Origin of the sequence: Micromonospora sp. NPDC018662 (genome assembly GCF_044391475.1) — a bacterium.
Lineage (GTDB): Bacteria > Actinomycetota > Actinomycetes > Mycobacteriales > Micromonosporaceae > Micromonospora.
This window is the reverse complement of sequence record NZ_JBISAC010000017.1, coordinates 40,320-65,509: the sequence shown is the minus strand read 5'-3', so window position 1 is coordinate 65,509 and position 25,190 is coordinate 40,320. Positions and strand designations below refer to the sequence as shown.

Sequence of the window (25,190 nt, the reverse complement as noted above, 5' to 3'; positions counted from 1 at the left end):
GTGCTGACCGCCGTCGGGTCACGCACGCAGCGTGTCGCCGGGCGGCCGGCCGTACCTCGCCCGGTAGTCGGCCGCGAACCGGCCCGCGTGCAGGTATCCCCAACGACCCGCGATCGCGGACACGGTGTCCCCCTTGACCGGATCGGCCACCAGCAGGTCCTGGTGCGCGCGGTCCAGGCGGGCCGACCGCAGGTACGCCATCGGGGTGCTGTCCACGTGCCGGCGAAACGCCGCCTGGAGGGCCCGGGGCGTGACCCGGGCGGCCGCCGCGATCTGGGTGCCGGTGATCGGCTCATCGGCGTGTGTGTCGATGTACGACATGGCGCGACGTACCGAGGCGACTGGGAGCCGGGCACCCGCCGACCGGTAGGTCATCGCCGTCGCGGAGTTCGGGAACGTGGCGAGCGCCGCCGAGGCGGCCAGGTCGGCGGCGGCCCGGACCGCCAGCGGGCTGGCCCACGGTTCCGACGGGCCGGTGAAGAGTTGGTGCAGGTAGGCCATCGTGCTGCGCCAGAACCGGTTCATCGAGGCCGAGACCGGCGTCATCGCCTCGAACCGGAAGCGGACCGGGTCGATGCCCGTCCGCGCGGCGGCCACCTCGGTCACCATGCCGAGGTCCAGATTGAGGCTGTAGAGGTCGAAGTCCAGATTGATGTTGGACAGCGGACGGCCGACCCGGAGCAGGCGCGTCTCGCCGGGCAGGGTGCGCGTCACGTCCCGACCGTCCCGGGTCTCCAGCCGGCCTGTCCTCAGGACCAGGAACATCAGGTGGTCCATCGGCTCCAGATGGGTGTCGACGTCCATGCCGTAGCGCACCCGGCCCACCATGATCGGCCCCGCACCGGCCGACTCCTGCCGGTACAGGAACCGGCGGTTCACCCGGTGCAGGCGAAACTCGTGCCCGACGTAGATCTTGCGCAGCACCTCGTGCGCCTCGGCCACCTCGCGGGTGGCGAACGTGAATCGGCGGGGCGCGCCGACGTCCTGGGTCATCGAGTCCTCGCGGGCAGAGGGGGCCGTCACCACTCCAACGAATCGGCTCTCCTCCCGGCGCGGCGAGGGCCCGCCTCCACTGCCGCAGGTGCGGCCTCTTCTGCCGGTCAGCCATCGCACCCGCATGACAAAGCGACGGTTCCTTGCCGCAGACGCGTACGACTAGGATGCTCGGCGTGGCGATGTTCCGGATCGGGGAGGCGGCGGCGCTGCTCGGCGTCAGCACGGACACTGTGCGGCGCTGGGTGGACGCCGGCCGGTTGCCCGCCGCCCGGGACGAGCAGGGTCACCGGGTGATCGACGGCGTCGAGCTGGCCGGGTTCGTCCGCGCGCAGGCGGCCGAGCCGGATGGCCGGTCGGAGGAGTCGTCGGCGCGCAACCGGCTCCGCGGGATCGTCACCGCGGTGACCAGGGACACGGTGATGGCTCAGGTGGACATCCAGGCCGGGCCGTTCCGGATCGTCTCCCTGATGAGCCGCGAGGCGGTCGACGAACTGGACCTGCGGGTCGGGTCGGTAGCGGTCGCGGTGATCAAGTCGACAACGGTGGTGGTGGAGCGGTCCACCCCGGCGCACCGACCGCGGCCGGGCGCGTGAGCGCAACCGAGCGAGGCACGGGGAGGAGAGGCTGATGGGTGCACGTGTGGTCCGCGCCGCGCTGGCCGGGGTGACGGCGCTGGCGATGGCGGGACTGGCCGGCTGCGGTGCCGGCACCGGCTCCTCGCCGGGCGGCTCGACCTCCGCTTCCGGCGTGACCGGGACGGTGACGGTGTTCGCGGCGGCGTCGCTGACCGAGTCGTTCACCCGGATCGGCAGGGACTTCGAGGCGGCCCACCCGGGCGTGACGGTGCGGTTCAACTTCGCCGGCAGCTCCGCGCTGGCCACCCAGATCAACCAGGGCGCACCGGCGGACGTCTTCGCCTCCGCCGCGCCGAAGAACATGCAGTCGGTCACCGACGCCGGCAACGCTGACGGGTCGCCGGCCACGTTCGCGCGCAACCAACTGGTCATCGCGGTGCCCAAGGGCAACCCGAAGCGCATCGACGCGCTGGCCGACCTCGCCAGGCCCGGGCTCAAGGTCGCCCGCTGCGCCGAGCAGGTGCCCTGCGGCGCGGCGGCGAGCAGGGCCCTGGCCGCCGCGCGGGTGACGCTCACCCCGGTCACGCTGGAGCAGGACGTCAAGGGGGCCCTGTCGAAGGTGAAGCTCGGTGAGGTCGACGCGGCACTCGTCTACCGCACCGACACCAGGGCGGCGCCCGCCGACGTCGACGGCGTGGAGTTCCCCGAATCCGCCGCCGCGATCAACGACTACCCCATCGTGGTGCTGAGGAACGCGGCCAACCGGGCCGCCGCGCGGGCCTTCGTCGGGTACGTCCGCTCCGACCCGGGCACCTCCGTCCTGACCGCCGCCGGCTTCCAGGCCCCGTGACCTCGACCGAGGCACCCCCAGCGGCCCCGCTCGGGCCACCACGCCGCCGTCGGGCGCACCGGGTGCCGGCGGCCCTGCTCGTGCCCGCCCTGGCCGGCCTGCTGTTCCTGGTGCTGCCGCTCGCCGGGCTGGTGGTCCGCGCGCCGTGGGCCAGCCTGCCGCAACGGCTCACCGAGCCCGGCGCGCTGACCGCGCTCCGACTCTCGGTGCAGACCGCCACCGTGGCCACGCTGGTGTGCCTGCTGCTCGGCGTACCGCTGGCCTGGTTGCTGGCGCGTACCCGATTTCCCGGCCGCCGGTTGGTCCGCGCGCTGGTCACGGTCCCGCTGGTGCTGCCGCCGGTGGTCGGCGGCGTGGCGTTGTTGCTGGTGTTCGGGCGCCGGGGCCTGCTCGGCGGATGGCTGGACGCCACGTTCGGTTTCACGCTGCCGTTCACCACCACCGGCGTGGTGGTCGCCGAGGCGTTCGTCGCGATGCCGTTCCTGGTGATCGCCGTCGAGGGCGCGCTGCGCGGGGCGGACGTCCGCTACGAGGAGGCGGCCGCCACCCTCGGCGCCGGCCGTTGGACCACGTTCACGCACGTCACCCTGCCGCTCGTGGCGCCTGGCGTGGCTGCCGGAGCGGTGCTGTGCTGGGCGCGGGCGCTGGGCGAGTTCGGCGCCACGATCACGTTCGCCGGCAACTACCCGGGCGTCACCCAGACCATGCCGCTGGCGGTCTACCAGACCATCGAGGGCGGCGACCTGGACGGCGCGGTCGTGCTCAGCCTGGTGCTGCTGACCGTGTCGGTGGCGATCCTCGCCGGCCTGCGGGACAGGTGGATCACCAGCGCATGAGCATCCCCGTCGTGGACGCGCACCTGGTCGTCGACCGGGGCGCCTTCCGCCTGGACCTGCCGCTGCGCATCGACGCCGGCGAGGTGGTCGCCCTGCTCGGCCCGAACGGCGCCGGCAAGACCACCGCCCTGCGCGCCCTCGCCGGCCTGCAACCGCTGAGCGCGGGTCACCTGGCCCTCGCCGGGAGGCCCGTCGACCGGCCCGACCGGGGTCTCTGGACACCCGCCGAGCAGCGCCCGATCGGCGTGGTCTTCCAGGACTACCTGCTCTTCCCGCACCTGAGCGCGCTGGACAACGTGGCCTTCGGGCCGCGCCGCCACGGCGCCGACCGGCGTACCGCGCGTCGTCGGGCCACCGACTGGCTCGACCGGGTCGGGCTGGGCGACCGGGCGCGCAGCAAGCCCCGGCAGCTCTCCGGCGGGCAGGCCCAACGGGTCGCGCTCGCCCGCGCGCTGGCCGTCGACCCGGTGCTGCTGCTGCTCGACGAGCCACTCGCCGCGCTCGACGCCCGTACCCGGCTCGACACCCGCGCCGAGCTGCACCGGCACCTCGGTGACCATCCCGGCGCCACACTGCTGGTCACCCATGATCCGCTGGACGCGCTCGTCCTGGCCGACCGGCTCGTCATCGTCGAGGACGGCCGGGTCGTGCAGGACGGTGACGCCGCCGACATCACCGCGCGGCCCCGCACCGACTACGTCGCCCGGCTCGTCGGCCTCAACCTCTACCGTGGCACCGCCGACGGCCGGACCGTGCGGGTCGGCGACCGGCTCACCCTCACCGTCGCCGACGCCCTGCACGGCGACGCGTTCGTCGCGTTCCCACCCTCGGCCGTCGCCCTGCACCCGAAGCGGCCGGACGGCAGCCCGCGCAACACCTGGGCCGCCGTCATCGCCGGGCTGCAACGCCACGGCGACAACCTCCGCGTGCAGCTGGACGGCCCGATCGCGGTGGCCGCCGACGTCACGCCGGCCGCCGCCAGTCACCTCGACCTGGCGCCCGGCCGCTCCGTGTGGGCCGCCGTGAAGGCCGCGGAGACCCGCGCCTACCCCGCCTGACGTACGCCGAGGGCCGGTCCCCCCGCGCGGGGGGACCGGCCCGTGACGAGCCGCCGGAAGACGGTCAGCGTTGCAGGGTCAGCAGGCCGGGCCGGTACGGCAGGAGGCCGTAGTCGCCGCCGGAGTTGGTGGCTCGGCCCTGGTAGAGCAGTTGCAGGTTGCACGGGTCGACGGTGAAGGTCTGGTCGGCGGTGGTGCGGACCAGTTCGCCGTGGCTGATGTCGTTGGTCCAGGTGGCGCCGCTGTTGGCCTTGCCGGCGAAGGGGTTGCTCTCGGTGGCCGCGTTCGGTGTCCACGTGCCGTTGAGGCTGGTGGCGGTGAAGGAGCGGAAGTAGCGGCCCTGCGCGCCGATGGCCTCGACGATCATGAGGTAGCGGGTCTGGCCCTGGAGCTTGTAGACCTGGACGGCCTCGAACAGGTTGTTCGTGGTGTCGCTCATGATGGTGGTGTAGGTGGAGCCGAAGTTGCCGGGGAAGTTCCCGATCGGCATGCTGGCGCGGTAGATCTTGCCGTTGTCGCCGGCGAAGAACAGGTACATGTTCTGGTCGTCGGCGATGAGGGTCTGGTCGATCGGGCCGGTGCCGGAGCCGGAGATGCTGCCGGTGAACAGTGGCTGCGCCGACGACCAGCCGTTGGGGTTGGTCGGGTCGGACGAGGTCTTGTAGGAGAACGCCGTGCCGCCCCACTGGTAGGCGAGCACCCAGATGTTTCGCGGGGCGAAGTAGAACAGCGTCGGCGCGACGGTGCCCTGGTTCATGCCGTTCTGGCTGGCCGAGGCCATGTCGGACCAGTTGGTGAACGGGCTGAAGTTCATCGAGCCCCACGACGAGCCGAAGTCGTGCGTGGTCGCGTACACCAGGTGCTTGCCCTGATAGGGCACGACGGTGAAGTCCTTCAGGGACGCCCAGCCCGACTTCGGCTGCGCCAGCGGGCCGGTCGAGGACCACCGGTACGACGTCGGCAGGGTGCACGTGCCGGTCGGCGGCGGCGTGGTGGGAGTGCCCCCGCCGTCGACGCGGACGAGCTGCCACTGCTGGTTGCTGCCGTTCCAGTCGTCGTACTGGACGATGCTGCCGCCGTCGGCGGTCGAGGCGCCCTGCACCTCCACCACCTTGTTGCTGTTCCGGTTGATCAGCCGGACGTAGCCGCTGTCGGAGTCGGCGAGCCGGAACTGCTGGTTGGTCCCGTTGGCGTCGGACCACTGCACGATGTTGGCGGAGTTGGCGGTGGAGAAGTTGTAGACGTCCAGCACCTTGCCGGACAGCCGGGACCGCAGCCGGTAGTAGCCGCCGCCCGAGTCCACGAACTGCCACTGCTGCTGGTTGCCGTTGTTGCGCGCCCACTGGACGATCCGCGCGCCGTCGGTAGTGGCCAGGTTGTAGACGTCCAGGGCCTTGCCGCTGTTGCGGTTGACCAGCACGTACCAGGCGCTGGTGTCGACCGTCGCCGCGGCGGCGGGTGACGACACCACGGCCGCCGCGCCGACGCCGGCCAGCACGGCCGTCACACCGGCTGCGACGACGCGCGGCAACCATCGCCGCCGTCGACTCGGCGGGGCGCTCGACGGAGACCTACCAAAGGCGAACATGATCCTCCTCGATGGCCAGACCCCGGACGGATTTCCCGCACGGGTGTTAGCGCTAACAAGACCTCGCCCACGCGTCGCGCACGCCAGATCCCGACAAGGCAGACCCGTCCCGGTCAGCCCCATCCTCGTCCTTGACCATCGAATGTGGGCGATAACAGGATGTTCGTCAAGTCGTAACTTCCGCGAAGCACATGACGGCTGTTCCCCAGGGCGCCTTCCGCGCAGGTGCCGCGCCACCTCCGAGCCCTTGCCACGAGCGCGACACCGATAATGATGACGCTAACATCGACGTTTGCGCATCATTCGGTCGACGACTGCCGCGACGTCGCGACGTCAGGAAGCCGTCCGGCCGGCCCGACCACCGCCCGGGCCGGTCGCCGACGGCGCGGCCAGCCAACTCGACAGCCAATCGAAGGCGGTCGGCTCCAATGCCCGCCACGTCTGCATGTTGTGGCCGCCCACCGGCAGGAAGGCCGTGGTGAGGCTGATCGGTGCGTGCGCCAGCGCCGCCAGGGCCGCCGTGTCCCGGGTGGCGTGCACGTCCGTACGCGCGGAGGCCAGGTACAGGGCGACCGCCGGCAGGGGCAGATGGCGCAGCCGCCAACGGTCGTCGTTCGTGGTGTGCTCGCTCCCGTCCCCGACCCGGATGCCCGGATCGGCGTAGCCGGACAGGCTCGCGCCGGCGAGGTAACGGTCGGGATGCCGCAGCAGCAGGTTCGTCGCGCAGTACCCGCCGGCCGAGTAGCCGATCAGGCCCCAGCCCGCCCGGTCGGCCCGTACGCGCAGTCGCGCGCGTGCCGCAGCCGGCACGTCCACGGTCAGGTACGTCTCCATCCGAGGGCCGCCGGCCAGGTTCGTGCACTCGGTGTCCAACGCGGGGTCGGTCGTCTGCGGCGGGAAGAGCACCACCGTGGGTGCCATCCGGCCGGCGCTGATCTCCGAGTCGAGGTAGCCCGCCACGCCCAGCCCCCGGACCCAGGTGGCCGGCGAGCCGGGAAAGCCGTCCAGTGCCTCGATCACCGGGAACCGGGCGCCGGGGGCGGCGTCATAGGCGGCGGGTAGGTAGGCGAGCACCGGAAGGGACACGCCACTGGCCGTCCCGGCCACGCCGATCGTGGTGAAGCGGCCGGGAGAGGGGTCCTGCCCCGACCGGGGATCGGCCGGCACCGCCGAGGTGCCGGCCGTCGCGCCGAGCAGATCGGACCACGACGGGTACATCTCGGCCTGCCGGTTCGCCGCGGTCAGGACCGTGGACGCCAACGTCAGCAGGCAGAACCCGGCGGTAGTCGCCCGCCTCGCCGTCCGCCGCCACCCGCCGCCGCGATCCCAGACCACCGCCGTCAGGACCGGTGCGAGCACGGTCAGGACGGCGAGCAGGCCCAGCAGGGCGGCACTGTCAGGCGCCACGGCGGGGTCCGATTCCGGCGGTGGAACGGTGGGACGGTGGACGACGCCCGTCCAGATGATGTCGTTCCGGGCGGGGGCCGCCCGACGGCGCGAGCACCGGCGCCGGCGCGGCGAGCGGGGCGGGCAGTTGTCCGCCCACCCATCGCAGACCCGCCACCAGCACGTCGACCACACCGTCCCGGCCCTTGGCGGTGGGCCCGCCGGGGGGACCGACCCGCACCGCCGACACGCCTGTGGGCAGCGGAGCCGGCAGAACGGTCACCGCCCGCGCCGGCTCGGCCGGGCCGGAGCGGCCCGCGATCGCCAGCACCGGGAAGCGCCCGGGATCGCGTCGGACGACCTCCCACGCCAACCGCTGCACGCTCGCCGACGCGACGAGCCCCCAGCGGTGCCCGGTGACCCGCAGGTCCCGTTCCAGGTCCTGGGGCAACCGTGCGGCCAGGGCCCCCGCGTCCACGTCCGGGGCGGCCCGCACCGCCACGACCACCACCGCCGGAGCGGGCTGCCCGACGGCGGCGAGCACCTGCGCGTCCGTCCACCGGTCCCCGGGCGACGACAGGATCAGCACGGCGGGGTACCGCCACGCGGGATGCCGAAGATAGCCGGCGGGCACCACCACCGTCGTCTCGACCTGTGGCCACACCGCCAGCGACGGTGGCCGCCACGGCTCCTCGACCGGCCGGTCCGCGCCACGCGCCGTCCGTCTGATCGTCGCGTCCAGCCGACCCGGGGTGACGTGCAGGCGCAGTGCGACGGGACTCCGCTGCACCAGCGCGCCCCAGGTGGGATAGAAGCCTTCGGCCCGGTTCACCGCCAGCGCCCCGGCGGTCACCAGCAGCAGCTCGGCCAGCAGCACCACGCCGGCCCGTACGGCCACGCCGGGCCGGCGCCGCCACACCAGCACGGCGCAGGCCACCCCGGCGGCAGCCAGGACACCGGCACCGACGACCAACCGAAGATCGGTCACGCCCATCACGTCGCCCCCATTCCGGCCACGGGCGAACCCGGGCCCGGGAGGCGGCACGCCACCGCGTCCCGCCGGTCGGCTCTTTCCCAAGCGTAGCCAGCGGCGAGGCCACCGGGCGGGCTGGAACGACAACGCCGGCCGGGCCGGGACATCGCGGTGCCCCGGCCCGGCCCTCGCTCGGGAGGTGATGCGGTCAGCCGCAGCGCTGACCGTTGAGCGTGAAGGCGGTCGGCGCCGGGTTGGTGCCGCTCCAGGTGCCGTTGAAGCCGATGCTGGTGGACGCGCCGGGGGCGAGTCTGCCGTTCCAGCCCAGGTTCTCGGCGGTGACGCCCGTACCGCTCTGCTTCCAGGTGGCCGACCAGCCCTGGCCGACCTTCTGGCCGGTGGTGGGGAAGTCGAAGGCGAGCTTCCAGCCGTCGATCGCGGTGGTGCCGGTGTTCTTGACGGTGATGGTGGCGGTGAAGCCGCCCGGCCAACTGTTCGCCGCGTAGCCGACCGTGCAGCCGCCGGTCGGTGCGGGAGGCGCGGTCCGCACGGTCAGGCCGGGCGAGGCCGCCGAGACGTTGCCCGCCGCGTCCCGGGCGGTCACCACGAAGGTGTACGGGGTGTCCGGCGTCAACCCGGTCACGGTGTACGCGGTGCCGGTGGCGCTGCCCACCTTCACGGTGCCGGTGGTGTCGACCCGGTGCACGTCGTACCCGGTGACGCCGACGTTGTCGGTGGACGGCGCCCAGCTCAGCGCCACGCTGTCGGCGGTGACCGTGCCGGCGACCGGCTTGCCCGGGGCGGTCGGCGGCTGGGTGTCGCCGGGCGTGGTACCGCGCGGCGGCACCAGGTGGGTGATCGAGTTGGCCGGGAAGGTGGCGGTGAGGCCACCGGCACCCACCGGCTGGTCGGCCGCCCGGACCACGCCGGCGAGGTTCGCCGCGCTGTAGCGGTAGACCTGGGCGCTGCCGGCGGTGGCGCCGGTCAGGGCCACCGGGCTGGTCAGGTCGTCGCCGGTCTTGTTGACCACGACCAGGGTCAGCGCCTTGTCGGCGGTCCGCTCGGCCGCGTACACGGCCAGCTTGTCCTGGTCGGCGCTGGTGGCCTTGACGGACGTCTCGCCGAACGCGCCGCCCTTGCCGTCGTAGTTGCGGTAGATGCGGAACGCGTTGGCCACCGGCTGGTCGGCGGTCGGCGCGGTCCAGAGGCTCGCCAGGTCGAGCCCCTCCCGGCCGAAGATGCCGAGCACGTCCGCCTGGGCCAGCGCGCCGTTGATCGAGCCGTACCCGCCCCAGCTGTACTCGGTCATCGCGATCTTCGTGCCCGGGTAGTGCTTGTCGACCAGCTCGCGCATCCGGGGGATGAACCGGACCGGCTGGTTGATCCAGCTCTCGTCCACGTACGTCGGGTCCCAGAGCTGGCGGGTCGAGCGCAGTCGCAGCGCCTGGGTGGCGGCGTCACCGGCGCCGGACCCGCTGACGCCGGACTGCTGCGGGTAGAGGTGCACGTCGAAGTAGTCGAGGACGCGGGTGCCGTGCTGCTGCTCGTACTCCCGCATCCGGTCCAGGTACCACGGGCCGAGGTCCTGGCCGCCGTGCGCGGCCTTGTCCGGCGGGTTCGACCAGCAGCCGGTCCGTGAGCAGGTGTCCTGGTCCAGCCCCGAATAGAAGATCGAGTTCAGGCCCCAGCCGACCGGGCCCAGCGTCTTCGCCCCCGGGTCGGCCGCCTTGATCGCCGCGCCGTACGCGTAGGTGCGGTCGCGCAGCTCGTCGTAGCCCAGCCCGACCGGGCGGACGTCGCGGTGCGTCGAGTGCCACAGGTCCGGCTCGTTGTCCAGGTTGTAGAACCGCACCCCGCCACTGCCGGCGGCGCCGAACCGCTCCTTGAGATGGTTGACGAAGTCGGTGGCGTACTCCGGACCGACGGCGACGCTGGTGTCCTCCGGATCGTTGCCGGTGATCAGGCTGCCGTCCGGCTTCTTGCCGTTGCCGCAGTCGGGCGCCCACTGGTCGGTGGACTCCTGCGGGCCGTACTTCGCCACGCTGAAGCCGCACGCCCGGGACCGGTCCTTGGCGATCCAGCCGATCATCGGCATCGTCATGATCGTGTCGGTGCCGGTGGCCTTGTTCCGCTCCACGAACCGGTCGCTCTCCGAGCCGTCGGGCAGGCTGGCCGGATCGGCGTTGTCGTTCGGGATGTTCTCGAAGTACCAGTCCGAGGCCCGGTTGGTGGTGTCGGCGCGGAAGTTGTAGCGGGTGGTGGCGTTGCCGCCGTACCGATGCACCGGTAGCCGCAGCTCCCGGGCGAGCGCCTCGTCGGCGAAGTTCATCCCGTAGACGTACGGGCTGATCGCGTGCCGGTCGGCGGTGGTGTCGACGGCCAGCGCCGGGCCGGTCGCGGCCAGGGCGGGCTCCGGCAGGGCCAGGCCGCCGAGCGTGGCGGCCAGCACGACCGGGAGCAGTGTTGTGGTGGGGCGCACGAGCTTTCCCTTCCAAAGGAATCGAAGCTCGCCGCTGGGAGCGCCCCCACAGCCTGGCCCGGTTCGCAGGTTACGTCAATACCGCGTGGTGTCCGACGGCTCCGGTCATCGACGGGAGTCGCCGGCCCGCCGGTTCATCGGCGCAGCGTCTTTCGAAAACGCATACGCCGCCGCAACGGCCCGGCGTGTGGAGTGGCGGAGACACACCACGGCGCGTCCTGGTCGGCGCTCGATTCTGGACAGGGAAACGGATCGTGAAAATATCTTCGGATTCGACAGGGGGGATCGGTCGGCGGCGGCTGGCTGAGGTGCGGATCGCGCCACCCCGCCGTACGCGACGGGTCGTGCTCGTCGGTGCGGCGGTCCTCGGCCTCGCGGTCGCCGCGTTCGCGGCGCGGCGGCCGCTGTTGATGGCCGCCCCGGCGTGCCGGGCCGGGCGGTGGCACGGCTGCTTCGACACGGAGAACGGCGTCCTGCTCATGATTCTGGTCGGGTTGCCGGCGGCCACGCTGGTGGCGGCGGCGCTGGCGGTACGGCGGCGGGCCGCCGGCGTCGCGTCGGCTTGGCGGATGTCGCTGGCCGAGGTGGGCCTGGTCTACGGGACGGCGCCGTTCGTCTGGCTGACCCTGCTGCCCGGCCCGGGAGCCGGCGTCGTCCCCGGCCGGTTGAGCCTGGTCCCGCTGCGGGACCTGGCCACCATGGGGCCGCTCGGGATCGGCGGCAACCTGCTGGTCCTCGCCGCGCCGGGGTTCTTCGCGCCGATGCGGTTCGCGGCGCTGGCGTCCCTGCCGCGACTCCTGGCGCTCGGGGCGGCCGGCTCGGCCACGATCGAGATCCTTCAGTACGTCCTGCGGCTGGACCGGGTGTCGTCGGTGGACGACGTGCTGGTCAACGCCGTCGGCGCGGCACTGTTCGGGCTGGCGTCCCGCCGCTGGTGGCGCCGCCCGGCGGGGCGACCTCATCCGGTGCCGGCGGCGGCAGACTGATCCGCATGCGCGTACTGATCGTGGAGGACGAGCCCTACCTGGCCGAAGCCGTCCGGGACGGGCTGCGGCTGGCGGCGATCGCCGCCGACATCGCCGGCGACGGTGCTTCCGCCCTGGAACTGCTCAGCGTCAACGCCTACGACCTCGCGGTGCTCGACCGGGACATCCCCGGCCCCTCCGGCGACGAGGTCGCCCGGCACATCGTCGACTCCGGCAGCGGCATGCCGATCCTCATGCTCACCGCCGCCGACCGGATCGACGACAAGGCCTCCGGGTTCGAGCTGGGCGCCGACGACTACCTCACCAAGCCGTTCGAGCTGCGGGAACTCGTCCTGCGGCTGCGGGCGCTCGACCGTCGACGCGGGTACGCCCGGCCGCCGGTGCGGCAGCTCGCCGGCCTGCGGCTCGACCCGTTCCGACGGGAGGTCTTCCGCGACGGACGCTACGTCGCGCTCACCCGTAAGCAGTTCGCCGTGCTGGAGGTCCTCGTCGCCGCCGAGGGCGGGGTGGTCAGCGCCGAGGACCTGCTGGAACGGGCCTGGGACGCCAACGCCGACCCGTTCACCAACGCGGTGCGCATCACCGTCTCCGCGCTGCGCAAGCGGCTCGGCGAACCCTGGGTCATCGCCACGGTGCCGGGCGTCGGCTACCGCATCGAGGCACCACCGGCAGCCGGCGGCGAGCGTGGCTAGGGAGGCGGGGCTCAGCGTCCGCGTCCGGCTCACGCTCAGCTACGCCGGGTTCCTGGTGCTCGCCGGCGTGCTGCTGCTCGCGGCGGTGTGGGCGTTCCTCCTGCGGTACGTCCCCGACCGGGCCATGCTCATCGTCCCCGGCTCGGCGGACACGCTCACCCCCGGCGTCTTCCCCGTCCGGTCCAACCTGTTGCGGGTCTTCGCGCCGAGGGCCGCCGAGATCCTGCTGTTCCTGCTGGCGTTCGGTCTCCTCGGGGGCTGGATCCTCGCCGGCCGGATGCTCGCGCCGCTGACCCGGATCACGGAGGCGGCCCGGATGGCCGGAACCGGCTCGCTGTCGCACCGGATCCGGATGGCGGGTCGGCGGGACGAGCTCCACGACCTCGCCGACGCGTTCGACGCGATGCTGGAACGCATCGAGTCCCACGTCGCCGAGCAACAGCGGTTCGCCGCGAACGCCTCGCACGAACTGCGCACCCCGCTGGCGATCTCGCAGGCGATGCTCGACGTCGCCCGCAACGACCCGACGCGCGACCGGGACGAACTCGTCACCCGCCTGCACGAGGTCAACCGGCGGGCGATCGACCTCACCGAGGCCCTCCTGCTGCTCAGCCGCGGCGACCGCGAGGTCGTGACCCGCGAGCGGGTCGACCTCTCCCTGCTCACCGAGGAGGCCGCCGAGACGCTGCTCCCGGTCGCCGAGCGACGCCGGGTCACGCTCGACGTCTCCGGTGGCGCGGCCCCCACCTGCGGCTCCACCGAGCTGCTGCGGCGGATGGTGACCAACCTCGTCCAGAACGCCGTCGTCCACAACCTGCCCGAGGGCGGCACGGTGACGGTCCGTACCGCGACGTCCGGCGACGCCAGCGTGCTGCGGGTGGCGAACACCGGGCCTCCGCTCCCACCGGACCTGGTCCCGACGCTCACCGAGCCGTTCCGGCGCGGGACGCAACGGGTACGCGTCGACGAGCACGCCGGCGCCGGCCTCGGCCTGGCCATCGTGCGCAGCGTCGTCCGCGCCCACGGCGGGACGCTCACCCTGGACCCGGGCCCCGACGGCGGGCTCCTCGCCACGGTGCGCCTTCCCGGCCCGCCCTGACCCCCCGCCGGGGACGCGGGCGGCGCGGCGCGCAGACGGAACGTCGCCTGCTCAGTGCGGGTCTCCGTCTGCCGCACAATGATGGTTGTCCACGGGTGGGAGAACGGCGCACCGTCATGTTTGGGCGCCGCGTGCTGGTGCATCCGAGGAGCATGCATGGGGCAGGTCTTCGAGGCGATCGGTGTCGACGTCGTCGAGCAGGTCCTCCGTGACAGCTATGGCGGGGACATCCGCGTCGACGTCGGCGACTCTCCTCCACGGTTGCGGCTGGAGGCCGCCGCGATCACTCCGTCGGCGCGACTCGACCAGATCACCTTCGGCCTCCACTTCGACGTGCAGGCCGAGGCGCTCGGTCGGCTGGTCATCTGCCGTATCGACTCCGGCCGGCTCGCCTACCACCCGGCCGGCGGCGGGGAGACCACATACGGCCCCGGTGACGCGTTCATTCCCGTGTCGCCGGAGCGTGGCTTCACCGCCGACTGCGCGAAGGCCGACTTCCACACGACGGTCCTCGACCCGGTCCTGCTGGAGAGCGTCGCGGAGACCGCGCCCGGCCGTCGCCCCGAGCCCATCCGGTTCACCAGCCACCAGCCCGTCTCCGCAGCCGCCGCCGAGACGTGGGACACCGTGTACGGGTACGCCCGCGAGACGGTCGGCCTCGGGGTGGCCGAGGAGCCGCTGCTTGCCGGGAGCATCGCCCGGCTGCTGGCTGCCACCGCCCTGACGGTCTTCCCGAACAACACGCTCAGCGATCCCACGATCTCCGACCGCCGCGACGCGCACCCCCGGATGCTGCGTCGCGCGATCACGTTCATCGAGGAGAACGCGCACCGGGACATCACGCTCGCCGACATCGCCGCCGCGGCCCACGCGACCATCCGCGCCGTGCAGTTGGCGTTCCGCAGGCATCTCGACACCACCCCGATCGCCTACCTGCGATGGGTCCGGCTCGAACACGCCGATCAGGAGTTGCGCCGGGCGGACGCGGCCGACGACGTCACCGTCGCCGAGACGGCCCGGCGCTGGGGATGGGCCAACGCCCGCCGGTTCGCCACCGCCTACCGGCAACGCTTCGGCTCACCACCGACCGCGCCACCGCACGACCGCGCGCCGTGAGCGCCGGGACGCGTACCCGATCTCCGACCGGCGGACGCCGGTGTCACCGTCGCGGGTGACACCGGCGTCGTCCGGTCGTTACGGCGTGACCACCTTGCCGCCGAACGTCACCACGAGGCGGCCGTCGGACGCGAAGGACCACCCGAGGGCGCCGGAGTACGCGGAGCACCGGGAGCCGTTGGTGCCGGACCAGAACTGGTTCGAGCCGTCGGAGTTGCCGACGATCCGATCGTTCGCGCCACCGTTGCACGACGTGTTGTTCCGGAACACCGAGGAGCCGCCGTCGAAGTTGAAGTTGCGCTCGGTGTTGCCGATGCTGGCGTTGTTCGACACCGTCATCGAGCCGACGTTGCGGTTGTAGGTGAACCCGTGCTGGCCGTTGTCGTACGCGATGTTGCCGCGGACGACGTGGTTCACGCCGATGTCCTCGCCGCCGAGCTTGAAGCCGTTGCGGTCACCGGCGCCGGCCTGGCCACCGTTGCTCAGGGTGCCGTTGCCGTAGGCGAGGGAGGACTCGATGGTCACCGCGCCGATGGGCCCGGTGTCGCTCTTGGTGTAGAGGTCGTAGCCGTCGTCGATGTTGTTGTGGGACACGGTGTAGCGGAAGACGTTGCCGGTGCCGACGGTGAGCTTCGGGGCGAAGCCGTCGGCGTCCTCACCGTCGGAGTCGGCGTTGTCGTGCGACTCGGTGCTCACCACGAGGTTGTTCGCGGGCCACTGGTCGCGGGGCGCGTTGGCGACCAGTCGCGAGAGTTGCAGCCCCGAGTCCCGGTTGAAGCGGGTCACCACGCGCTCGACGATGTTGTTGTTGCCGGCGAGCAGGATGCCGTTGTCCCCGGCCCGCTCGACGACGATGCCGCGGATGTGCCAGTACGACCCGCCGACCTGGAGGCCACGGTTCGCCGGGTCCTCGCTCTGCGCCGAGAAGTTCAGGACCGGCGTCTCGCCCGGGTAGGCGAAGATGTTCTTGCGCGCGCTCGACGTGCCGTTGTTGCCCTGGCCGATGGTGACGGTCTGCGCGTAGCGGTAGGTCCCGCCGCGCAGATAGATGGTGCCCCCGGCGGCCACCCGGGTGATCGCCGAGGTGAGCGTCGTCGGGTTCGCCTGCGTGCCGGCCGCGCCGTCGGTGCCGGTCGGCGCCACGTACACCGTGCCGCTGGACGGCGGAGGGGTGGTCGGCGGCGGCGTGGTCGGGCCGGTCGTCGGCGGCGGGGTGGTCGGGCCGGTCGTCGGCGGTGGCGTGGTCGCGCCGGAGGCGTACGTCTCGAACTCGGCGATCCGCGGCGTGGCGGTCGAGCTGGTGATCTCGAAATTGATCTTCCGGAGCGAGGTGGCGGCGAACGTGATGACGCCCGCACCGGTGCCGCTGGCCAGCGTGGCGCCGGTGTCGTTGTTGACGACCCGCCAGCCGCCGACGGCCCCGACGGCGCCGGCCGCCTCCCGGATGTTGATCGAGGCCACGGTGGTGGCGGAACCCCACTTGACCGAGATGCGGCCGGTCGAGCCGGCCGGCGACCAGTAGGTGCTCGTGTCGCCGTCGATGGCGTTGCCGTAGCTGGTGCCGTCGGCCTTGCTGGAACCGTCGGCACCGGCCCCGAGACTGAGATTTGTGGCATTGACATTCATGGCTGCGCCGGCGGGATTTCCAAATGCGCCGGACGCCTGGGTCACCGGCAGCGCCGCAATGACTGCGGCCATCGCCGCCACGGCGGTGCCGCCCGCGAACAACCTACGTCGCACTACGTCTCTCACTGTTTCTCCTCAGGGGTGGTAAACGGTGCGGGCAGCGCGTTGACGCCCACACCGGAAGTGGCTTCGCGTGCACACATCCGCCCGGCCAGGGATCGAAACACCGATGAAACACAGGCTAAGAAAGCGCTTACCGACGAAGCAAGAGATTGGATGTGCAGGTTTGTTGCACAGGGTGCCCGCCCGCCGCCCGTCGGGGGCGTGAGAAGGGGCCCCTTCTCTACCGGAGGCGTTAACAAGGGGCCCTTCCTTCCGCCGCCGGCGGGTACGGCTCCGTCGCCAGACCGATTCGGAAGCCGTTCCGTGGACCGATCCGAGGGCCACGCCGCGTCCGTAGCGTCGGCACCATGAGACGGACATTGACGGCCGTGCTGGCCGCCGTACCCTTCCTGGCCCTGCCGGCGCCGGCCGCCCAGGCCGCGCCCGACGGATGCGCCGGGCTGACCCGCCTGCCCGGGGTGGAGTCCGCGGCGACGGACGCCGACTACTGCGAGGTGACGGGCACGCTGCCGCCGCACGAGCGATACAAGATCAAGCTTCCGCTGCGGAACTGGACCGGGCAGTACGTCCAGCAGGGCTGCGCCGGCCTGTGCGGCGCGGTGCCCGACCTGACCCTGCCGCTGTTCGGATTCCAGTGCGCACCCGCGGTGGACAAACGGCTCGTGCTGGCCGCGTCCGACAGCGGACACACCGGCACCGACCTCGGCGACGGCAGCTGGGGAGCGCACGACCTCGCGGCCCGGGTCGACTTCGGGCTCACCTCGGAGCACAAGCTCAGGGTGTTCGCCGACGTGGTGACGAAGGCGTTCTACGGCCACCGGCCGACCTACCGGTACTACGACGGCTGCTCCACCGGCGGGCGGCAGGGATTGAACCTCGCCGAACGCTTCCCGGCCGACTTCGACGGCATCCTGGCCGGCGCACCCGCCCACAACCTGGCGCCGCTCGCCCTGTCCAACGCGTGGCTGGCGCAGAAGAACAAGGGCGACATCCTCCCCCCGGCGAAGCTGCCGGTGCTGCACGCCGCCGTCCAGCGGGCCTGCGGCGAGCTGATCCAGGACCCACGCACCTGCGCCTTCCAGCCCTCGTCCATCCAGTGCGAGGGTGCCGACCAGCCCGACTGCCTCACCCGGGCACAGGTCGCGGTGGCGGTGGCGGCATACCGGGGGCCCTCCGACGCGCGGAACCGCAATCTCTACAACGGCGGCTTCGCGTACGGGTCGGAACTGAGCTGGAACGGCTGGTTCGTCGGACCGGACCCGTTGGCGGCGAGGATCGGGCTGACGTACTTCACGAACCTGGCCTACCCGAGGAACCCGCCGGCCGACTTCACCCTGGACGACGTCACCTTCACCGAGGCCACCTTCGACCGGCTCCAGATCCTCGGCGACGCCATCTACAACGCCACGTCACCCGACCTGTCGGCATTCCGCGCGCACGGCGGCAAGCTGATCGTGTACCACGGCTGGGCCGACGCGCAGATCTCACCGTTCTCCACTGTCGACTGGTACGCCGCGGTCGAACGGCACGCGGGCGGATTCACGGTGAGCCAGCGGTTCTCCCGGCTGTACCTGATCCCCGGCGGGTACCACTGCCTGTTCGGTCCGGAGGTGGACAGGCCGAGCGAGATCGGCGTACCCGAGTTCCTGACGCCACTCATGTCCTGGGTGGAGCGGGGTGAGGCGCCCGGACCGATCGACGTGGCCACGGTGACCACTACCGACCCGCCCGACCTGGTGCGTTTCCTCACCGTCGACCCGTCGGACGCGCTGTCGCCGCCACCGGCCGCACCCGGCAGCCTGAACGCGAACTACCACTACATCGGGAACCATCTCGAGTGACCACCTCCATGGGCATAGCCCTTTGGGCAGCTTGTGGGCCTGATTCGCGCAGACCTATGTTCGGTGCGTCTCCACGAGCCCGAAATGGGGGGTGGCTCATGCCCGTACGTCCGAATGCCGATGAGTCGGCGGTGACGCCGTCGTGAGCACCACTGAAGCACCGACCCCGATCGTCTGGGAGGGTTCGGCCCGGATCCGCCGCCTCGCCGCCACTATCGCGCTCGGCGAGACGGCCGGCGTGCTGGTGCCGGTGGTGGTGATCGCGCTGATGGCCCGGATCAGCGTCGAGGCGATGTACGTGCGCTCGCTCTACGTACCGCTGGCGCTGCTCTTCGCCGCCCTCCAGGTGGGCTTCGACGTGAGCAACCAGGTCGCCGCGTCGGTGAGCCGCGGCGCCGGCCGGTCGCAGGACGTCCTCCCGGTCGCCGCCAGCATGGCCCGCGTCGGCGCGGCTGTCTGGGGCACCGTCAGCCTCGCCCTGATCCTGGCGGCGCCCTGGCTGGCGGCGCTGCTGAACGTCCCGGACGCGTCGGTGGGGGAATTCGTCGCCTTCACCCGCTGGGCCTGCCTGGCCAACCTGATCTTCTTCCCGACCGTGCTGCTCTCGTCGAGCCTGCGTGGCTACGGCCGGCCCGGCTCCGCGGCGGCCGTGGTGTTGACCGGCGCGGTCCTGGAGGTGGGCGGCGTCGCGGTCCTGGGCTTCGGCACCGACCTCGGGGTGTACGCGCTTCCGGTCGCGATCGCGATCGGCGGCGTGGCCGCGCTGACCGTCGGCATGGTGCAGGTGTACCGCTGCGGGCTCTGGACGGCGAGCGGGCCGCTGGCCTGGCGTCCGGAGGCGATCGGCCGACTGACCGGCACCGGGCTGCCGGTCACGGCGTCGTTCGTGGTGATGGCCGTCGCGAACGCGGGCCTGTTGTGGGCGCTCAGCCCATTCGGGCCGGACGTGGTGTCCGGATACTCGGCGGCCGGCGCGCTGCAGAACCTGCTCATCGTCCCCGCCTCCGCGCTCGGCTCGGCGACCGCGATCGTGCTGAACCAACTACGGGGGGCCGGACGGCCCGGCGAAGGGCCGGCCGCGCTCGGCTCCGGCCTGCGCCTGACCGCCGCGGTGTACGCGGTGCTGGCCGCCGTGATCTGGATGTGCCGGGAGCCGCTGGCCGCGATACTGGCCGGTGACCCGGCGGTGGCGTCGGAGACCGGCCGGTTCCTGGGGATCGTCGGCCTGACCTACCTCGGCCTGGGCCTGAACGTGATGACGCTGCTCCTTCTCGAACAGGTCGGCGGGGGCCTGATCGCGCTGCTGCTGAACGTGCCCTACTTCGGGGGCATGGTGGTGGTCGGCAGCGCGCTGGCCCGGACCCAGCAGGATCCGTCGGCCCTGTACTGGACGATCGCGGTGCTCAACGCCGGCGGCATGCTGGTCGTCCCGTTGCTGACGTGGCGGCACGTCCGCCGGATCAGCCGGGCGGACGCCCGGTGAGCCGTCCCGAACGGCGGGCACCTGACGTACGCCTCAGCGTCACGATCATGCATCACCCGGCTCGGGACGTCGACCTGGGCGCCATCGTCGAGGCGTGCCGCCCGCTCTCCGCGCGCATCGTGCTCGACCCGGCCCCGGCCGCCGCGCGCAGCCCGTTGCGGACCGCGAAGGTCGCCTGGGCCTCGATCGCCGAGGGCGCCACGCACCACCTGGTGCTGCAGGACGATGCCCGGCTCTGCGACGACTTCGCCACGCACGTGGTCGCCGCCGTCGCGCGCCGCCCGACACACGGCATCGCGCTCTACACCGACTGGAGCAGCCCGCAGAACAGCTTCCTGTCCCGACTGGCCGCGGTCGCCGGATCGCCGTGGGCACCGCTGTCCCCGATGGAGTGGACCCCGGCACTGGCGTTCCTGCTGCCGGCCGGCGTGGCGGCGGACCTGGCCGACTATCTGCGGCCGATCCCGGACGAGGTCGTCGACGACGACCAGATGATCGCCCGATACTGCCGGGAACGCGGAGTGCCGCTGCTGGCGACGGTGCCCCACCTGGTCGACAACCGCGGGCTGCCGACCCTGATCGCCGGGCACGGTGGCCGGCACCACGCCACCGTGTGGGCGCCGCCGGTGCCGTCCGCCACGCACTGGGAGCTCGACCCTCGGATCGACGCGGCCCTGGCGTCGCGGTCCCGCTACCGGTTCCACGACGAGTACGTCGTGCGGGTCAAGGACTCCCGCTGCCTGATCCGGCTGCTCCGGCCGCACACCGGTGAGCCCGAGGGTAACGAGTTCTGCTGGTACTGGGAGGACTGGTGCGACCTGATCGGGGTCGGCGCGGAGGAGGTGACGGCCGCGCTCGCCGCGTACCTGGACAGCCGGCCGGGACCGCAACCGTCGGCGCGGGCCGCCCTGGAGATCTGGGCCGCCGGATACCTGCTCGGTCTGGAGGCCGCAGCGGTACGCCGTGACCTGCCCGCCCCGCTCGACCCGGCCCACCCCGACCGGATCCGTGCGGCCGTGTCCTCCTGGGTGGACTCCGGCCTGACCGCCCCGGACGGCACGGCCCTCGGCACCGCCGGCCGGGCCGCGCTCATCGACCTCGGCGCGGCGGCGGTCACCCTCGGCCTGCACCGCCGGAGCCCAGGCGCCTTCGTCACGGCCGGCGTTCCGGCCGACGACCGTCGAGAGGACACCCGACATGACCACCCTTGCCACGACTCCTGACCTGGCAGTGGGCACCACCGTCGAACGGATGGCACGCCGCGAGGTGGCGGCGCACTTCCTCATCCCGGCCGATCAGCCGCCGGGAGTGATCCGGCCGCCCGCACCCCCGATGGCGGTCCGGGTCCTGCCCTGCCCGGACTGCGGCGCCAACGCGGCCACGTTCCGGTCCGCGGGCATCGCGCTGCCCTTCGCGGAGTGGCGGATCGTCGCGGCGGACGACCCCGACACGGACGGCCTGCCCACGCTCACCGTGCTCGGCTGCGAGTGGTTCGCGCCGCGGGCGATGCTGCCGGTGGCGATCGCGATCGAGCGGTTCGGCCCGGTGGCGGCGACCGGCTTCCGCAGCCGCGCGGTGGCGGTCACCGAGTTGCCTGGCCTGCCGTTCGACGCCGTGCTGGCCACCCTCGACGAGCAGGAGAGCTGGGCCGATGCCGTGTTCGCCGGCAGCGACCTGCCGGTACGGCCGGTGCGGACCGTGCCGGCCGCCAGCCGGCTGGTCAGCCCGGCGACCACCTGGGCCGCCTACCGCGACTCGGTCACCGCCCGCTTCCTCGGCCCGCACGCGTCCGACGCGGCTTCGGGCCGGTGGAACGAGGTCTACCTGGAGAACCGCCGGGACGCGGCGGTCCGCACACTGGACGGCTACGCGTCGTGTCCGGCCTGACCGCCGACGTGCGCTGGCAGCCGGCGGACTTCACCGGTTCCCGGGCGATCACCGAGCACCTGACGTGGGGGCAGGTGCTGGTGGAACGCGACATCCGGCGGATGCCACCGGGCACCGCCTACAACGTCACGGTGCCGGTGCTGATCCCCGAGGGAGTGGACCTGGCCACGGTGTGCGCCGCGGTGGGTGCGCTGGCCGGCCGCTTCGAGGCGCTGCGCACGCGGTTCCCGCGACGCGACGGCCGGCTGGTCCAGGAGGTGCTCGACAGCGGCAGCATCCCGGTCGGGGTCTTTTCCGACGACGGCCCCGCCGAGCAGTTCGTGGTGACCGCCCGGGAGCTCGACGAGCAACTCGAGGCGACACCGTTCGACCACGACCGGGACCTGCCGATGCGCGTCCTGGTCTGCGTGCACCGGGGTACGCCCCGGGCCCTGGTGCTCTGCATCGCCCACCTGGCGGCCGATCTGCAGAGCAGCCGGCTGGCGGCCCGGGTGTTGGCCGAGATGCTGGCCTGCCGGGCGGCGGGACGCCCGGACCCGGCGACTCCGGACATGGTTCATCCCGCCGACCTCGCCGCGTTCGAGCGTTCCCCCCGCGGCCGGGCGGTCAGCGCCGCCGCCGTCGCCCACCTACGCCGGCAACTGAACGCGGTTCCGCTCGACAACTTCGCCGGGGTCCGACCGGTGGCCCCGGCCGAGCCCCGGTTCTGGCGCGGTGTGCTGGACTCGCCGATCTCGGCGCCGGTGTTGGGGCGGCTCGCCGACCGGTACCGCACCAGCACCGCCACGGTCGCGCTCGCGGTGACCGCAGCCCTGCTGGGCGTGGTCGCCGAGACCGACCGGTGCGGGCTGCTGCTGGTCACCGGCAACCGCACCACCGCATCGCAGCGGGCCTCGGTCGGCACCCTGACCCAGCACATGCCGACCGTCGTCGACCTGGCCGGGCCGGCCTTCTCGGACCTGGTCCGGCACTGCTGGGGCACGGCCGTACGGACCTTCCGGAACGGCCGGTTCGATCCGGTGGACGGGTGGGCCGTGCTGGCGGAGGTGAGCCGGGAACGCGGCGCCGAGCCGGAGATCCGGTGCTTCTTCAACGACATGCGCGGCACGCCGGAGAAGCCGCCCGCCGCCGTACCGCTCGACCCTGACGTGGTGCGGCAGGTCCTGGCCGAGCCGAACTTCCGGTGGACCGAGCGCCGGCCGGCCGGTTCCTCGTTCTTCATGGAGGTCGGCGACGTGCTCCACGCCCCCGGGCAGTTGCGCTGGACGCTGCTCGCGGACACCACCCTGCTGCCCCCGGAGCTCATCCGTGCGGTCCTGGTCGGCGTGGATCGGATGCTGCTGCGACTGCTCGACACGGATCTGCTCCTCTCCGACGTCGGCGAGGCCGCCGGTCTGCACCGCGGCGTGGTGGCCCCGCACTGAACGAGCCGATCGACCGGGGCGGGGCAGCGGGGGTCCGCCCCGCCCCGGTCTTTCAGCCCTGGGCGGGGACCGTCAGCTCCGGCTGCGCGTCGTCGGCAGCCAGAGCGGAGGGGACCGACGGCCGGCCACCCAGGAAGCGGGGCGCCCACCACGCGGCGCGTCCGAGAATCGCCATCGTCGCCGGGACCAGCAGCATCCGGACGATCACCGCGTCGATCAGGACGGCCAGCACCAGGCCCAGGCCGACCTCCTTGATCGGGGCGAAGCCCCCGGTCATGAACCCGGCGAAGGTGACCGCGAGGAGCAGGGCAGCAGCGGTCACGATGCCACCGCTGCGCTGCAGGCCCTCCCGGACGGCCTGGTCCGGGGCAGCGCCGGCGAACCGGCGCTCGCGGATCCGGGAGAGGACGAAGACCTCGTAGTCGGTGGAGAGACCGAACGCGATCGCCGCGACCACCACCGGCACGGTCAGGTCGATGCCGTCGAGCCGCTCCCCGCCGAGCAGGCCGACCAGGTGCCCCTCCTGGAACACCCAGACCACCACGCCGAGCGCGGCGAACAGGCTCAGCAGGTTGGTCAGCACGGCCTTCAGCGGGATCAGCACCGACCGGGTGAAGGCCAGCAGCAGGACGAAGGTGGCCAGCAGCACGATGCCGCCGGCGATCGGGAGGCGGTCGCGCAGCTCCTGCTGGTAGTCGACCAGCCGGGCCGCGTCCCCGGTGACCTGCACCGTGAAGGGGGCGTCCAGGCCGCGGATGTCGCGTACCGCCTGGGCGGTGTCCGGGTCGCTCGTCGGGTGCTTCGGGGTGGCCTGCAGGACGGCCAGCCCGCCGCCGCTGCGCCCCGGGTTCACCACTGACACGCCGGGCACCGCCGCGACCCGCTGCCGGAACGCGGCCAGCTCCGGGTCGTCGGCCGAGGTCCGGGCGACGATCGTGATCGCGCTCGGGCCGGCCAGTGCCGGGAAGTGCTCGCGCAGTTCCTCGGTGAGCTGGCGGGTGGCGCTGTCGGCCGGCAACGACTTGGGGTTGCTGGTGTCCAGCCGCAGGTTGGTCACCGACAGACCGGCCACGACCAGGCCGGCGAGCACCACCACCAGGGTCAGCACCGGCATCTTCTGCACGCCACGGGCGACCGCGGCGAAGGACCGGCCGCGCTCCTTCCGCGCCCGGACCGGCTTGATCCGGTTACGCAGCATCTGGAGCAGTGCGGGAAGCAGGGTGATCGCGGCGAGCATGTCGATCAGCACGACGGCGGCACCGGCCACACCGATCGACCGCAGGAACGGATCGGCGAAGACCACCAGGCTGGCCAGGCTGACCGCGATGGTCAGGCCGGAGAAGACGATGGTCCGGCCGGCGCGTTCGGAGGCCCGGGCGAGCGCCTCCGCCGCGTCCTCGGTCAGCGCCCGTTCCTCCCGGAACCGGCTGACCATCAGCAACGCGTAGTCCACGCCGAGACCGATGGCGAGCATCGTGGTGACCTGGATCGAATAGATCGACACGTCGGTGAAGAAGCTCATCACCAGCAGCGTCGTGAAGGTTCCACCGACCCCGACCAGGGCGATCACCAGCGGCAGCCCGGCGGCGATCAGCGACATGAAGACCAGCAGCAGCAGGAGCAGCAGCAACGGCGCGGAGATGATCTCGGCGCGCCGGGTGTCCGAGGTGGCCTGGTTGTTGAACTCGCGGTCGGTGAGCGGCCCGCCGGAGACCACCGCGGTCGTCCCGTCGATCTCGGACAACTGCTTCTGCACCTTGTCGGCGAGCAGGTCGCCCCGGTGCGCCAGTTCCACGTTCACCACGACCGCCGCGCCGTCGGTGGCGACCGGGGCCTCGGGGCCGAACGGGTCGGTCACCGCCCGCACGCCGTCGATGGCGCGCAGCTCGGTGAGCGCGGTGGAGATCTTGGTGCGGAAGGCGGGGTCGGTGGCCGAGCCGCCGGAGATGACCGCGTTGATCACGGGCGGCGCGAGCTTGGCGTCACCGAGCGCGGTGGCGCCCTGCTGCGACTCGCTGCCGGCGATGGCGCCGACGGTGGTCGTCATCCGGGCGAAGACGCCGTTGCCGACCGTGAAGCCGGCCGCGGCGATCACCAGCCAGATGACCAGCACGACGGCAGGCCGCCGGCGAGCGAAACGCGTAACGGCACGGATCATCACACAGCTCCTCA

General features: G+C 72.6%; 20 protein-coding genes. 13 read left to right on the top strand and 7 right to left on the bottom strand.

Going from position 1 to position 25,190, the window contains the following annotated elements; genetic code table 11:
• Window positions 1-18 precede the first annotated feature (18 nt).
• Window positions 19-1,023: an AraC family transcriptional regulator gene (locus tag ACH495_RS30485; protein ID WP_396861165.1), complete on the bottom strand. Its 1,005-nt coding sequence runs from the start codon at window positions 1,021-1,023 to the stop codon at window positions 19-21.
• Between the two features lie 146 nt (window positions 1,024-1,169).
• Between ACH495_RS30485 and ACH495_RS30480 the strand changes: the two genes are divergently transcribed.
• Genes ACH495_RS30480 through ACH495_RS30465 form a run of 4 tightly spaced genes read left to right on the top strand, consistent with a single transcriptional unit; the run spans window position 1,170 to window position 4,315 of the window.
• Window positions 1,170-1,589 carry a molybdopterin-binding protein gene (locus tag ACH495_RS30480; protein ID WP_396861164.1) on the top strand — a complete coding sequence of 140 codons (420 nt, stop codon included), beginning with the start codon at window positions 1,170-1,172 and terminating at the stop codon, window positions 1,587-1,589.
• A 34-nt stretch (window positions 1,590-1,623) separates the two neighbouring features.
• Window positions 1,624-2,421, top strand: a complete 798-nt coding sequence (modA, locus tag ACH495_RS30475; protein ID WP_396861163.1) for a molybdate ABC transporter substrate-binding protein — start codon at window positions 1,624-1,626, stop codon at window positions 2,419-2,421.
• Window positions 2,418-3,257, top strand: a complete 840-nt coding sequence (locus ACH495_RS30470; protein ID WP_396861162.1) for an ABC transporter permease — start codon at window positions 2,418-2,420, stop codon at window positions 3,255-3,257. The genes modA and ACH495_RS30470 overlap by 4 nt, the downstream gene beginning before the upstream one ends.
• Window positions 3,254-4,315 carry an ABC transporter ATP-binding protein gene (locus ACH495_RS30465; protein ID WP_396861161.1) on the top strand — a complete coding sequence of 354 codons (1,062 nt, stop codon included), beginning with the start codon at window positions 3,254-3,256 and terminating at the stop codon, window positions 4,313-4,315. The genes ACH495_RS30470 and ACH495_RS30465 overlap by 4 nt, the downstream gene beginning before the upstream one ends.
• A 64-nt stretch (window positions 4,316-4,379) precedes the next feature.
• On the opposite strand, the gene ACH495_RS30460 is transcribed toward ACH495_RS30465, so the two are convergent.
• The 4 genes from ACH495_RS30460 to ACH495_RS30445 all read right to left on the bottom strand — a co-directional run bounded on the left by ACH495_RS30460 (window position 4,380) and on the right by ACH495_RS30445 (window position 10,741).
• Entirely contained in the window at window positions 4,380-5,903 is a 1,524-nt protein-coding gene (locus ACH495_RS30460; protein ID WP_396861160.1) for a non-reducing end alpha-L-arabinofuranosidase family hydrolase, read from the bottom strand.
• A 333-nt stretch (window positions 5,904-6,236) separates the two neighbouring features.
• On the bottom strand, window positions 6,237-7,310 hold the full coding sequence (locus ACH495_RS30455; RefSeq protein ID WP_396861159.1) for an alpha/beta hydrolase: 1,074 nt from the start codon (window positions 7,308-7,310) through the stop codon (window positions 6,237-6,239).
• Window positions 7,300-8,277: a hypothetical protein gene (locus ACH495_RS30450; protein ID WP_396861158.1), complete on the bottom strand. Its 978-nt coding sequence runs from the start codon at window positions 8,275-8,277 to the stop codon at window positions 7,300-7,302. The genes ACH495_RS30455 and ACH495_RS30450 overlap by 11 nt, the downstream gene beginning before the upstream one ends.
• 193 nt (window positions 8,278-8,470) lie before the next feature.
• Complete coding sequence (locus ACH495_RS30445) at window positions 8,471-10,741, bottom strand: glycoside hydrolase family 44 protein (protein WP_396861157.1); 2,271 nt, start codon at window positions 10,739-10,741, stop codon at window positions 8,471-8,473.
• A gap of 344 nt (window positions 10,742-11,085) precedes the next feature.
• On the opposite strand from ACH495_RS30445, the gene ACH495_RS30440 reads away from it, so the two are divergent.
• The 4 genes from ACH495_RS30440 (at window position 11,086) to ACH495_RS30425 (ending at window position 14,634) form a co-directional block, all read left to right on the top strand.
• A complete protein-coding gene (locus ACH495_RS30440; protein WP_396861156.1) occupies window positions 11,086-11,727 on the top strand; it encodes a VanZ family protein in 642 nt (213 codons plus the stop codon).
• 5 nt (window positions 11,728-11,732) lie between these two features.
• Window positions 11,733-12,419, top strand: a complete 687-nt coding sequence (locus ACH495_RS30435; protein ID WP_396861155.1) for a response regulator transcription factor — start codon at window positions 11,733-11,735, stop codon at window positions 12,417-12,419.
• A complete protein-coding gene (locus ACH495_RS30430; RefSeq protein ID WP_396861154.1) occupies window positions 12,412-13,518 on the top strand; it encodes a sensor histidine kinase in 1,107 nt (368 codons plus the stop codon). The genes ACH495_RS30435 and ACH495_RS30430 overlap by 8 nt, the downstream gene beginning before the upstream one ends.
• A 156-nt stretch (window positions 13,519-13,674) precedes the next feature.
• Window positions 13,675-14,634, top strand: a complete 960-nt coding sequence (locus ACH495_RS30425; RefSeq protein WP_396861153.1) for a helix-turn-helix domain-containing protein — start codon at window positions 13,675-13,677, stop codon at window positions 14,632-14,634.
• A gap of 78 nt (window positions 14,635-14,712) precedes the next feature.
• On the opposite strand, the gene ACH495_RS30420 is transcribed toward ACH495_RS30425, so the two are convergent.
• Window positions 14,713-16,332 carry a cellulose-binding protein gene (locus tag ACH495_RS30420; protein WP_396861152.1) on the bottom strand — a complete coding sequence of 540 codons (1,620 nt, stop codon included), beginning with the start codon at window positions 16,330-16,332 and terminating at the stop codon, window positions 14,713-14,715.
• Window positions 16,333-16,730: 398 nt separating this feature from the next.
• Here ACH495_RS30420 and ACH495_RS30415 point away from each other — a divergent pair, with 398 nt between their 5' ends.
• The 5 genes from ACH495_RS30415 to ACH495_RS30395 all read left to right on the top strand — a co-directional run bounded on the left by ACH495_RS30415 (window position 16,731) and on the right by ACH495_RS30395 (window position 23,018).
• Complete coding sequence (locus tag ACH495_RS30415; protein WP_396861151.1) at window positions 16,731-18,224, top strand: tannase/feruloyl esterase family alpha/beta hydrolase; 1,494 nt, start codon at window positions 16,731-16,733, stop codon at window positions 18,222-18,224.
• A 142-nt stretch (window positions 18,225-18,366) separates the two neighbouring features.
• Window positions 18,367-19,707 carry an MATE family efflux transporter gene (locus ACH495_RS30410; protein ID WP_396861150.1) on the top strand — a complete coding sequence of 447 codons (1,341 nt, stop codon included), beginning with the start codon at window positions 18,367-18,369 and terminating at the stop codon, window positions 19,705-19,707.
• A gap of 47 nt (window positions 19,708-19,754) precedes the next feature.
• Window positions 19,755-20,930, top strand: a complete 1,176-nt coding sequence (locus ACH495_RS30405) for a hypothetical protein (protein WP_396861149.1) — start codon at window positions 19,755-19,757, stop codon at window positions 20,928-20,930.
• Entirely contained in the window at window positions 20,905-21,594 is a 690-nt protein-coding gene (locus tag ACH495_RS30400) for a hypothetical protein (protein WP_396861148.1), read from the top strand. The genes ACH495_RS30405 and ACH495_RS30400 overlap by 26 nt, the downstream gene beginning before the upstream one ends.
• Window positions 21,582-23,018, top strand: coding sequence for a condensation domain-containing protein (locus ACH495_RS30395; RefSeq protein WP_396861147.1), 1,437 nt, complete (start codon window positions 21,582-21,584; stop codon window positions 23,016-23,018). The genes ACH495_RS30400 and ACH495_RS30395 overlap by 13 nt, the downstream gene beginning before the upstream one ends.
• 52 nt (window positions 23,019-23,070) lie before the next feature.
• Here ACH495_RS30395 and ACH495_RS30390 read toward each other — a convergent pair whose 3' ends face one another.
• Window positions 23,071-25,131 (bottom strand): MMPL family transporter, encoded by a 2,061-nt coding sequence (locus ACH495_RS30390; protein ID WP_396861146.1) that lies wholly within the window; start codon window positions 25,129-25,131, stop codon window positions 23,071-23,073.
• Between the last annotated feature and the right edge of the window lie 59 nt (window positions 25,132-25,190).